Here is a 10,736-nt window from a genome sequence, read left to right on the forward strand (position 1 = left end):
TGGGGGGGGGGGGGGGGGGGGGGGGGCGGGGGGGGGGGGGGGGGGGGGGGGGGGGGGGGGGGGGGGGTTGCTGGGGGGAGGGGGGCCCCCACACCCATGTCCGGCGAGACGTTCCCGTGGCTACCAGCGGTACCAGCGGCCGCTGCCCGTCTTGGGCCGGGCGACGAAGCCGAGGAGCCAGATCACCAGGACGGCGATCGCGACCCACCAGAGCACCTTCACCGCGAAACCGGCGCCGAACAGAATCAGAGCGAGCAGAAGAACGAGAAGCAGGGGAACCATGATTATCAACCTCCGAAGAGTCGAATGCCCCCACAATCGGAGACCATTCGCTCTCCACACCATCGATTCCTGGGTGGCATTTTCGTTTCGGGGTCGGATGGGGGGAATTATCCTGGTGTCCGGCCCGAAAGGAGAGACATGAGCGCTTCCGAGAAGGTCAAGGCAGAGATGGAACGGATCGCCGGCAAGGCGGTGCGAAAAGGAGCCCGTGCGCTGGGGAAGAACGAATGGGCCGCCAAGGGAGCGGCCCTGCAGGCCCGGGGCACGGCGCGCCGCGCCAAGGAACGGGCGAAGGACTGGCTCCGCTGAGGCGGTCCGCCGGCCGCGCGGACGTGCGGGCGTGCCTCAGGGCGGAAGGAGCGGCCCCAGCGGACCGAGGTCGAGGTTCAGGTCCTCCAGCCGGTAGCCGTGCTCCGCGCACAACTCGGTCATCCGCTCGTGCAGGGCGAGCAGCGTCGCGCCCAGCTCCTCCTCCTGCTCGTCCGTGAGTTCGCCCGCGTCGACCCGGCGCAGGGCCTGGCGCTCGATGAGCTGGCGCACGAGCTCGACCAGGGTGAGGACGAGCTTGAGGAGGTCCTCACCGACGGTGTCCGGGCCGGTGTGCAGGCGCCGGGCCGGCGCCGGCGGGTCACCCGGCGCGGTGGGAGGTGCCTGGAGGAGCCGGAAGGCGTTCGCCATGGAGTCGCCGACGGCACGGAGGTCCGGCTCCGGGGGCCGGGGGCCGGGGCCGTCCGTGCTCACGGCTGCTCGCCGCCCCCCGAGGTCGAGGACCCGGAACCGGAGACCGACGTGATCAGGGCGCGCAGTGAGATGCGTACGAGGTCGATGTCCGCGATGGACAGCACGATGTCCCCGGTGATCACGACGCCGCCGGCCAGCAGCCGGTCCAGCAGGTCGACGAGCGCGACCTGCCGGCCCGGGAGGGATGCGTCGCGGTCGCTGAGCGTCATACCGGGCCGCCGGGGGAGTCCGTGGGCGTGGCCGCCGGTGCGGGCATGGCGAAGGAGTAGGGGGCCCAGGGGCCGGTGATGTCGACGTGCACCTCGGGCAGGTCGGCCCCGGCCTCCCGGATGGCGGTGCGGAACGCCTCGACCTGGTCGTCGGGAACGAGGTACGCGTCGTTCAGGACGTTCTCGCCGTCCTCTCCCCGGGCCAGCGGGCCCGACTGGGCGGGATGCCGGACGACGTGCGCGGCGTACCGGGCCGCGGTGGCGGCGATGCGTTCGGCCGCCCGCGCGGCCTGCTGGTAGCGGTCCTCACGGGCGTGGTGCTGGGCCCGTCGGGCGCGGAGGTAGGCCTTGCCCGGACCCGCGGCCTCCGGGGCGGCGGCGGCCGGAGGCGCGGAGTCGGGACCATGGGCGCCGGGGCGCAAGTACACCTTGACGCCGTACTCGGCATGGTGGGCGAGCAGCGCGAGCCGGTCCTCGAAGGCGGGCCGCTGTTCGCGCAGGACCGCCAGCGCCCGGGCGTCGTCCTCGTAGAGCGTGGCCATCCGCAGGGGCAGCACCGGTGCGTGCGCGCTGAGCTCCTGGATGACGTGGTGGTGCGCCCGTGCGGTGGCCTCCAGCCAGTCGAGGTCCTCGAAGCGCTCGCGCAGCACGTCCTCGTGCCAGTCGCCGTACGGGACCCGGCTCGTGACGAACGCCGGTTCCTCCGGGCCGGCGTCCTCTCCGGGCGGCAGCAGGGCGACCGGGGCCCCGGCGACACCGCGCAGGGCGGCGGCGATCCCGCTCAGCTCCGGCGTGGTCACGGCGACGGCGTAGACGTAGGTCAGGGGCGGTTCGGCGGTCATGGCGCCGGCCTGTTCCTCTTGGCGGCGCGGCGGGGAGCACGGTCCTCTTCCCGGGCGGGTTCGTCCCACGCGTCGGGCCCCGGGGCTTCGAGCCGTTCGCGCCGCAGGGCCTCGACCTCGGCGCGCAGGCGGCGGTTCTCCTCCGCGAGCGGGTCGCCGCTGTGGCGGCTGGAGAGGGAGGGGTCGTGCTCCCACCAGTCGATGCCCATCTCCTTGGCCTTGTCCACCGAGGCGATCAGGATCCGCAGCTTGATGGTCAGCAGTTCGATGTCGAGGAGGTTGATGCGGATGTCGCCGGCGATCACGATGCCCTTGTCCAGGACGCGTTCGAGGATGTCGGCCAGGCTGGCGGAGGAGCTCGGCGGGTAGGACATCGCCGCGGCCCGGGACGGCGCGGGGCCCAGCCGGCCCGCGAGTGGGTCGGTCACGCTCCCCGACCTCCCGCGTCACGGTCCGCCTGCCGGCGGTAGCGCGTGATCTCGTCGAGCCGGTCGAGGAGTTCGTCCTCGGCGCGGTCGAAGGCCGCCTCGTCGATCTCACCCCGTTGCAGGCACCCTTCCAGCTCCGCGAGCGCCGCCCAGACGGGGGCCGGATCGTAGTACTGGTCGTTCGCCTGGTCGAGGACGCGCTCCGCCACCCACAGCACGCCGCGTACCGGGGCCAGCGGTGCGGTGAGCAGTCCGGTCAGCAGACCCATGGGTTCCTCCTGACGTCCGGCGGGGAACCGTGCCCGCGGCACGGTGCCCTGCGGCGGTCCCTATACGAAGCTGTACGGCGGCAGCGGTCCCGCGCAGCGGAAGTCGACGTCGTCGACCTGCTCGGCGAGGCCGGCCACGGCGGCGCCGAACTCGTCCTTCCGGTCGTCGGGGACCAGGAGGGAGAGGTTGAGGATGCCGCCCTGCGCCGGCGTGCGGACGGCGTGGTCTCGGGCGAACGGGAGCAGCGCCTGCATCAGGCCGACGGCCAGGGACTCCTGCCGGCTGCGCACCTCCGTCGCGACGAGCTCGCCCAGCTGGAGCGGAAGCCGCGGGTCGGTGTCGCCGTCCCGGATCCGGTCGTTGAGCTTGCGGGCCTCGGGAGAGTCGTCGAGGACCTCGCGCACAAACGCGTCCTCGCCCTGGGATGCCTTGATGTGGTACTCGGCCGAGCCCACGAGCCGCTCCAAGGCGTCCAGGTAGGCGGCCTCCCGCTGCTGGAGGGCCTCCACGACGGCCTGCTCGTCCGGGGCGATGTAGCCGAACTGCAGGGGCAGGACCGTGCCGTCCTCCATCAGGCGTGTCTGCACCTCCTGGTGAGCGGCCAGGTCGCGGCGCTTGGGGCGGATCTCCTCGTCCACCTCGCTGACGACCGCGCGCAGCTCTCCGGCGGTGACGGTGCGCAGCGCCCCCGGCTCCGCCCCCACGCCGGTCATTCCATCCAGCCGGCACGGGTGATCGGCGCCGACCACCGAGTACACGTACAGGGCCATCGCCTACTCCTTCTCGCGGCGCACCGGGCGGCGTGCGGGCCGGCGGCGACGCGGGGCCTCTTCCTCCGCGAACTCCTCCTCCGGTTCGTCCTCCCCGTCGGATTTTCCGGTCAGGGACTGGGACACCGCCTCCACTGCGCCGCTGAGCGCTCCCTTGGACTTGCCGCGCGCCCCGCTCTCCATAGCGTTGCCGACCACGTCCGTGAGCTGCGCGGGCGCCTTGCGGCCCGATTCGAGGTCGAGCCGGTTGCACGCCTCGGCGAAACGCAGGTAGGTGTCGACGCTGGCCACGACGATCCGCGCGTCGATCTTCAGTATCTCGATCCCGACGAGGGAGACGCGGATGAAGACGTCGATGACCAGCCCTCGATCGAGGATCAGCTCCAGGACGTCGTAGAGACTCGTACCGCCCCCGCCCCCGCCGCCCCTGCTGATGCTGCTTCCGCCTTGCGGCATGACAGTCATGGCCGCTTCCCTTCGTGGCCGCCCTCAGGTCGGTCGGTCGATCATTCCCCGGCTGTAGCGCCGGGTCCGCTCGTACGAGATCAACTCCCCTTCCTCGTCCATGAGGACCTTGTAGCTGGCCAGGATGCTGGTCGTGTCGGGGATCCGCTCCAGCTCGAGGACCTCGACGCTGGCCTCCCACCCGTCCTCGGTGGGCCGTAGCGCCGACACCGACTCGGGCGGGCGTCCGAGCAGCTCCGACAGCTGCTGGGCCGCCTGGCGCATCGCACGGGCCGCGCCCGTGGTGCCCCGGCGGGCCGCTGCCTTCCGGGGCGGGTCCCTGCGGCCGGGCCCGGGGGCGTACCCGTCTTGGTCCCCGCCGCCTTCGGAGGCGGACCGGCGGCGGCGTGCCGGCTCGGGTGCGGCCATGGACCACTCCCTTCGCGCATCGAACCTGCGGTGGCCCGCTCACTTGAGGGTGAAGCCGAGCAAATCGCTCGAAACTCCAGATTTCATCGTATACGAGGCATATCCGTCATGAGGTGGAGCAGGCGCCTGAGGAGCCGAGCGATCGGTGTCCCGGCGCGCGAGCGCACTGCGTACATGGTGAAGGGAAACGGGCTGATGGAAGACACCTCCAAGATCGCCCTGGCGGTCGCCATCGCCGGAGGCTATGTGCTGGGGCGGGCGAAGAAGGGCCGCATGGCCCTCAGTCTGGCGACGTACGTCGCGGGCCGCCGCCTCGGTCTGGAACCCAAGGAACTGGCGGCGCAGGGCCTGAAGAAGCTGAGCGAGATGCCGCAAGTGGCCGAACTCGGGGAGCAGATCAGGGGCGAAGCGCTGGACGCCGGCCGCAAGGCGCTGAGCGCCGCCGCCAACCGCCAGTTGACGCAGCTCGCCGACTCGCTCCACCAGCGCACCCTTTCCGTCGGGCGCAGTGCCGATGAGGACTCCGGCGAGGAAGCCGACGAAGAGGAGTACGAGGACGGCTACGAGGACGAGGACGAGGGCGGGTACGAAGACGACGACGGGCAGGGTCCGCGGGACGAGGAGTTCGAGGACGAGGACGAGCAGGAGGAGGACGAAGAGGAACCCGAGGAGGAGGACGAGGAGCCCCCGGCCCGTCGGCCGTCGGCCCGCCGCCGCTCCGCCTCCACCCGCGAACCGGAGGAGCCGGAGGAACTCGAAGACGTAGAAGGGCCCGAGGACGAAGAAGGGCCCGAGGACGAAGAAGAGCCCGAGGACGAAGAAGAGGACGAGGACGCGGACGAAGGCGAGGGGGAAGCGGAGGAAGAGGAACCGGAGGAAGGGGAACCGGAGGAAGAGCAAGAGCCCGAGGCCTCTCGGCGTCCGGCCCGCCGCCGCTCGGCCCCCGCGGAGGAACGCCCTGCTCCCGCCCGCAAGGCGCCGGCCCGGAAGGCTCCGGCGGCGAAGAAGGCGGCCCCCGCCGCCAAGAAGGCCGCGCCCGCCCGCAGGACGGCTCCGGCGAAGAAGGCCGCTCCGGCCAAGAAGGCAGCCCCCGCCAAGAAGGCCGCGAGCGGACGCTCCGCGGCCGGCGAACCCGCGAAGAAGACGGCCTCGAGCGGCAAGCGGGCCTCCTCCTCCACGCGCCCGGCCCCGGCGAAGAAGGCTGCGGCGAGCGGGCCGGCCGCCCGGAAGAGCACGGCGAAGAAGGCCACCGCCCAGAAGGGCACGGCGAAGAAGGCCACGGCGAAGAAGACCGCCGGGAAGAAGACCGCGGCGAAGCCCCCGGGTCGCCGGTCCGCGTCCTCCTCGGGCGCCGCTTCCAAGACCACCGCGGCGAAGAAGACGGCCCGCAGCAAGTCGACGGCGCGGAGGTGAACCATGGCCACCACACAGCAAAACGGCAAGGACGAACCGTCCGGTTTTGACAGGCTCCTCGGCGAGCTCGGCTCCTTCGTCTCCGCCCAGGCGGGTGACTTGGCCGACAAGGCCGTGGACAAGGTGGGAGACGTCACGGACCGGTTGCACGACGTCGCCGAGAACGGAGGATCCCTCGCGGGCGTCGGAGGAAGGCTCCTCGAGGGTGACTCACCCGCCAAGGCCGTACTCGGGCAGACCGTCAGCGGGATCAAGGACAAGGTCGGCGAGGCGGCGGGCGGCCTGTTCGGAGGCAAGGGGAAGAAGGGCAAGGGCCGCAAGGGCGGCTCCAAGTCCATGAACATCCTGGAGACCACGGATGTAGGGGTCCCGCTGCGTACCGCCTACGACCACTGGACCCAGTACGAGAACTTCAGCGGCTTCGCCAAGGGCGTCCGCAGCGTCTCGCAGAGCGACGACACGGCCTCGGACTGGAAGGTCAAGGTCGGTCCCTCCACGCGCAATTGGAAGGCAACCGTCCAGGAACAGGTGCCCGACGAGAGGATCGTCTGGACCTCCGACGGCCCCAAGGGGACGACGCGCGGCTGCGTCAGCTTCCATGAGCTCGCCCCGTCCCTGACCCGGATCGTCCTGGTCGTCGAGTACTACCCGGCCGGGTTCTTCGAGAAGACGGGCAACCTATGGCGGGCCCAGGGCCGGCGCATGCGGCTCGACCTGAAGAACTTCAACCGCCACGTCACCCTCTCCACCGAGGAGCCGGACGGCTGGCGCGGGGAGATCCAGGACGGCGAGGTCGTGGTCACGCACGAGGAGGCCATGGAAGAGGAACAGGCCGCGGCGGAGGAATCGGGAGAGGGCGAAGACACGGGCGCCGAGGGGGAGTACGACGATTCCGAGGAAGCGGACGACGACGGATACGACGCGTACGGGGAGGGCGAGGAGGAGGACGAGGAGGAGGACGACGAGGACGAGCCGGAGGATGGAGAGGAAGAGCCGGAGGACGCAGAGGAAGAGGAGGAGGACGAAGACGCAGACGCAGACGAAGACGAAGACGCAGACGAAGACGCGGATGCAGTCGAAGAGGAGGAGGATGAGGAAGACGAGGAGGAGGAAGTGCCCCGACGGCGTTCGCACCGCCGCTGAGGCGCTGACGCGCCACGCACGGGGGAGGCCGGCGGATCACCGCCGGCCTCCCCTGTGTGACGGATGTCAGTGCTTGAGCGTGTCCTTCGCCTTCTGAGCGGTCTGCTTCGCGTCACCCGCGGCCTGCTCGGCTCGGCCCTTCATCTCCAGGCTTTCGTTCCCGACCGCCTTGCCGGTGACTTCCTTCGTCTTGCCCTTGACGTTCTTGCCGACGTTCTTGGCCTTCTTGCCTGCAGCCATGCTGGCCACCTCCACAATCTTCTGACAAGTGTATTACCGGCTATCCGCTACCAAACCGGACCTCTGCTCCTTTGTCATCTTTTAGGGGTGCGGAAGGTTCTGTTCGGACCACACGGTCTTCCCCCCGAGGGCGTAGCGGCTTCCCCAGCGGTGCGAGAGCTGGGCGACGATGTAGAGGCCCCGACCGCCTTCCTCGGAGTTGCGGGCCCGCCGCATCCGGGGCTGCGTGTTGCTGGAGTCGGAGACCTCGCACGTCAGGGTGTCCGCCCGGATCAGCCGGAGCCGGACCGGGCCACCCGCGTGCCGGATGGCGTTGGTGACCAGCTCACTGACGATGAGCTCGGTGCTGAAGGCGAGCTCGTCGAGGTCCCAGGCGGTCAGCTGGTCCAGGACGAGATGGCGCGCCTCGGCGACCATCGGGGGGTCGGCATCGAGCTGCCAGGTGGCGATGGCGTCGGCGGGCACCACCCGGGTCCGGGCCAGCAGGAGGGTGACGTCGTCCCGCAGCCGGCCCGGCGGCAGTCCTTCCACCACATCGTGCCGGGCCTGGCGCAGCGGCCGGCCGAGGACGTCCGCCCGCAGCAGCCGGTCCGCCAGGTCGCGCATGCCCTCGTCCACGTCCCCCTCGCCGCGTTCGATCAGGCCGTCGGTGTACAGGGCGAGGACGCTGTCCGGCGGCAGCTCCCGCTCGACCGGCTCGAAGGGCCAGCCGCCCACCCCCAGGGGCGGGCCGGGCGTCAGGTCCACGTACTCCACGGTGCCGTCCGGGCTGACCACGGCCGGCGGCGGGTGTCCGGCGCTCGCCATGACGCACCTGCGGGTGACCGGGTCGTACACCGCGTAAAGGCAGGTGGCCCCCGCCGGTCCACTGGGCAGCAGCGGGCTCGCGTCCGGGTCGTCCGGGTCGTCCCTCTCGGCCTCGGCGACGACCTGCAGGACCATGTCGTCCACGTGTGCCAGCAGTTCCTCCGGCTCCAGTTCGAGGTCCGCCATGGCCCGGACGGCGCTGCGCAGCCGGCCCATCATGGCCGTGGCGTACAACCCGTGGCCGGCGACGTCGCCGACCACCAGGGCCACGCGGGCCGAGGACAGCGGGATCACGTCGAACCAGTCGCCGCCCACCCCGCTCTCCGCGTCCGCCGGCAGGTAGACGCTGGCGGCTTCCAGCGCGGGCGTGTCCGAGGTGGCCGGCGGCAGCAGGCTGCGCTGGAGGCCGACGGCGGTGCGGCGCTCCTTCGTGTACCGCCGCGCGTTGTCGACGGCGACGGCGGCACGGGCGGCGATCTCCTCCAGCAGTACCAGGTCGTCCCCGTCCAGCGGGGCGGTGTCCCCCGTGCGCCACAGCGTGAGCCTGCCGAACCTGACGCCCCGCGCGCACAGCGGCGCCGTCATCGCCGAGTGCGCGCCCGGGACCGCCGCGACCCACTCCGGCGCCGCCGCGTCCTTCGGCCCTGCGGGTCGCCCGCCCAGGCCGGTGAGCAGCTCTCCCCGGCACTCCCCGGCCGGGGCGGGGGCCGGCGCCGCGAGAGGAGCCGTGAAGTGGGCCGTCCCCGTGCGCAGCACGTCCGGTCCCGCTCCGGCGACGGCCATCCGGATCAGGGGCAGCGCGAGATGCCCGTCGGTGGGCGGTTCACCGCCGGTCAGGACGGTCTCCGCGAGGTCCACCGCGGCGCAGTCGCCGAGGGCGGGCGCCAGGACCCCCACCAGGTCCTCGACGGTCCGCAGGACGGACAGCGAACCGCCCAGCGCGCCGGTCGCCCGGTACAGCAGGTCCAGGCGCCCGCGGGACCGCTCGTGGTCGGTGACGTCGGTGAACACCGCCGCCACCCCCATCGGGTGCCCGTCGGGTGCCTGCAGCCGAAAGGCCTGAATGGTCACGACCCGGCCGCCCCGCGCGTCGTCCAGGGTGCGTGTGGTCGTGTTGAAGCCGATCAGCGGAATCCCGCTGCGCAGGACCTCCCCGAGCCGTTCGTCGATGACGCGCGCGTCCTCGGCCCACAGGAAGTCGGCCAGGCGCCGGCCCCTGAGATCGACCGGCACCCCGGTGTACGCCAGCAGGTGGGTGTTCGTCCGCAGCAGGCGCAGCTCCGCGTCGAAGACGGCCAGTCCCACGCGGCCCTGGAGGAACAGTTCCCGCGTGAAGGCGTGGTCCTGGCGCCACCGGTCCACGAGCTCCTGGGCCGCGCCGAGCACCAGGCAGCGGGCCGTGCCCCCGTCCGTCCCGTCGTGCAACGGGATGGCGCGGAAGGCGATCTCCAGCTCGCGGCCCGAACCGTGTCGCAGCGTGGCCCTGCCCTCCCACCCCGCCTGTCCCTGGCGCCTCCCCCGAGCGGCCTGCGCCAGCAGTGCGTCCCAGCCGCGTGCGTCCGCCAGGAGCTCCCGGGCCGGCCGGCCGCACACGTCCGCGGACGGGCGCTGGAGGAGGGCTTCGGCCCCCGGCGTCCAGGCCACGACCGTCCCGGCGTCGTCCAGCACTGCCGCGGCCGTGTTGGTGACAGCGAAGGGATAGTCCTGGTTGCTCTCAGTGGCCCGCATGCGTGCCCATCTCGTCCGCCGGTCCCGCTGTCCTCATGCTGGTCGACGTCCGCGACGGGGGCCAGAGGCGTTGCGCCATCCGGTCCGCTCCAGGCGTCAGTCCCAGTGTCGCGCGAGCCGGCCGCCGCGTCCGCACGGGCGCGAGGGGGATCGACGCCGGCGCCGATCCCCCTCGCGGGGTCAGTCGACCTCCGCCTCGAAGGTGCGCAGCAGGTCTGCCGCGACGCTCACGGCGATGGTCGCGGGTTCCTTGCCGGTGATGTCGGCCAGCCCGATCGGGGTCTTGATCCGGTCGATGGCGGCCTCGTCGTGACCGCCCTCCAGCGCGAGCCGTCTGCGGAACCGCGCCCATTTGGCCGCCGACCCGATCAGCCCGACCGAGCCGAGGTGGGCCGTGCGCAGGGCCGCGTCGCACAGGGCGGCGTCCTCGGCGTGGTCATGGGTCATGATCAGGACGTGCGTGCCGGGCGGCAGCTCCTCCAGCACCTCCTCGGGCAGCAGCGGCGCGTGGTGCACGTGCACCTGGGCCACCGCGTCCGCCAGCACCTCTCGCCGCCTCCCGTCGAGGACGTCGGAGCGGCTGTCGACCAGATGGAGGTCGAGGTCCTGGCGCGCCAGGATGCGCGCCAGCTCCAGCCCGACGTGCCCGACGCCGAAGACCGCCACCGCCGGGACCGTCGGCAGCGCTTCGAGCAGCACGGAGACCGTGCCGCCGCAGCACTGCACCCCGTGCCGGTTGGCCACCTTGTCGTTCAGGGCGAAGTCGATCAGCTCCGGCTCCGGCTCGGCCGCGGCGATCATCTCCCGCGCCCGGTCGATCGCGACCGCCTCGACGTTGCCGCCGCCGATCGAGCCCCAGGTCTCCGTCCGCCCCACGACGAGTTTCGCGCCGGCGTCGCGCGGGGCGTGGCCGCGCACGGCCGCGACGGTCACCAGCACGCCGGGTTCCCGCCGTGCCCGCAACCGCGCGACCGCGCCGACCCACGTCAT

15 protein-coding genes are annotated in these 10,736 nt (G+C 72.2%); 3 read left to right on the forward strand and 12 right to left on the reverse strand.

Features of this window, described 5'->3' with window-relative positions:
• Window positions 1–120: 120 nt before the first annotated feature.
• Complete coding sequence (locus AC07FY_RS05700; protein ID WP_401194236.1) at window positions 121–282, reverse strand: hydrophobic protein; 162 nt, start codon at window positions 280–282, stop codon at window positions 121–123.
• A gap of 138 nt (window positions 283–420) precedes the next feature.
• On the opposite strand from AC07FY_RS05700, the gene AC07FY_RS05705 reads away from it, so the two are divergent.
• Window positions 421–591 (forward strand): hypothetical protein, encoded by a 171-nt coding sequence (locus tag AC07FY_RS05705; RefSeq protein WP_479000874.1) that lies wholly within the window; start codon window positions 421–423, stop codon window positions 589–591.
• A 36-nt stretch (window positions 592–627) separates the two neighbouring features.
• Here AC07FY_RS05705 and AC07FY_RS05710 read toward each other — a convergent pair whose 3' ends face one another.
• From AC07FY_RS05710 to AC07FY_RS05745, 8 genes are read right to left on the reverse strand one after another with little or no spacing between them, the layout of a single operon-like run.
• On the reverse strand, window positions 628–960 hold the full coding sequence (locus AC07FY_RS05710) for a gas vesicle protein K (RefSeq protein ID WP_479001597.1): 333 nt from the start codon (window positions 958–960) through the stop codon (window positions 628–630).
• A 59-nt stretch (window positions 961–1,019) separates the two neighbouring features.
• Window positions 1,020–1,232 carry a gas vesicle protein gene (locus AC07FY_RS05715; RefSeq protein ID WP_479000877.1) on the reverse strand — a complete coding sequence of 71 codons (213 nt, stop codon included), beginning with the start codon at window positions 1,230–1,232 and terminating at the stop codon, window positions 1,020–1,022.
• Window positions 1,229–2,074 carry a GvpL/GvpF family gas vesicle protein gene (locus AC07FY_RS05720; protein ID WP_479000880.1) on the reverse strand — a complete coding sequence of 282 codons (846 nt, stop codon included), beginning with the start codon at window positions 2,072–2,074 and terminating at the stop codon, window positions 1,229–1,231. Before AC07FY_RS05720 ends, AC07FY_RS05715 begins: the two co-directional genes overlap by 4 nt.
• Window positions 2,071–2,502, reverse strand: a complete 432-nt coding sequence (locus tag AC07FY_RS05725; protein WP_479000883.1) for a gas vesicle protein — start codon at window positions 2,500–2,502, stop codon at window positions 2,071–2,073. Before AC07FY_RS05725 ends, AC07FY_RS05720 begins: the two co-directional genes overlap by 4 nt.
• A complete protein-coding gene (locus AC07FY_RS05730) occupies window positions 2,499–2,771 on the reverse strand; it encodes a gas vesicle protein GvpG (RefSeq protein ID WP_479000885.1) in 273 nt (90 codons plus the stop codon). Before AC07FY_RS05730 ends, AC07FY_RS05725 begins: the two co-directional genes overlap by 4 nt.
• Before the next feature lie 60 nt (window positions 2,772–2,831).
• The gene (locus AC07FY_RS05735) at window positions 2,832–3,542 is read right to left on the reverse strand and encodes a GvpL/GvpF family gas vesicle protein (RefSeq protein ID WP_479000888.1); all 711 of its coding nucleotides are present in this window, start codon (window positions 3,540–3,542) and stop codon (window positions 2,832–2,834) included.
• Between the two features lie 3 nt (window positions 3,543–3,545).
• Window positions 3,546–4,007: a gas vesicle structural protein GvpA gene (locus AC07FY_RS05740; RefSeq protein ID WP_479000891.1), complete on the reverse strand. Its 462-nt coding sequence runs from the start codon at window positions 4,005–4,007 to the stop codon at window positions 3,546–3,548.
• 24 nt (window positions 4,008–4,031) lie between these two features.
• Window positions 4,032–4,415 (reverse strand): gas vesicle protein GvpO, encoded by a 384-nt coding sequence (locus AC07FY_RS05745; protein WP_479000894.1) that lies wholly within the window; start codon window positions 4,413–4,415, stop codon window positions 4,032–4,034.
• 195 nt (window positions 4,416–4,610) lie between these two features.
• Between AC07FY_RS05745 and AC07FY_RS05750 the strand changes: the two genes are divergently transcribed.
• Window positions 4,611–5,828: a histone protein gene (locus tag AC07FY_RS05750; protein WP_479000897.1), complete on the forward strand. Its 1,218-nt coding sequence runs from the start codon at window positions 4,611–4,613 to the stop codon at window positions 5,826–5,828.
• Window positions 5,829–5,831: 3 nt separating this feature from the next.
• Complete coding sequence (locus AC07FY_RS05755) at window positions 5,832–6,971, forward strand: SRPBCC family protein (RefSeq protein ID WP_479000900.1); 1,140 nt, start codon at window positions 5,832–5,834, stop codon at window positions 6,969–6,971.
• A 66-nt stretch (window positions 6,972–7,037) separates the two neighbouring features.
• Here the strand turns inward: AC07FY_RS05755 and AC07FY_RS05760 are convergent, their stop codons facing one another.
• The 3 genes from AC07FY_RS05760 to xdhC all read right to left on the reverse strand — a co-directional run bounded on the left by AC07FY_RS05760 (window position 7,038) and on the right by xdhC (window position 10,736).
• Entirely contained in the window at window positions 7,038–7,211 is a 174-nt protein-coding gene (locus AC07FY_RS05760) for a CsbD family protein (protein ID WP_479000903.1), read from the reverse strand.
• A gap of 81 nt (window positions 7,212–7,292) precedes the next feature.
• Window positions 7,293–9,746, reverse strand: a complete 2,454-nt coding sequence (locus AC07FY_RS05765) for a SpoIIE family protein phosphatase (protein ID WP_479000906.1) — start codon at window positions 9,744–9,746, stop codon at window positions 7,293–7,295.
• A 180-nt stretch (window positions 9,747–9,926) separates the two neighbouring features.
• Window positions 9,927–10,736, reverse strand: a complete 810-nt coding sequence (gene xdhC, locus AC07FY_RS05770; RefSeq protein WP_479000909.1) for a xanthine dehydrogenase accessory protein XdhC — start codon at window positions 10,734–10,736, stop codon at window positions 9,927–9,929.

This window comes from Streptomyces sp. NPDC045967, assembly GCF_056430495.1.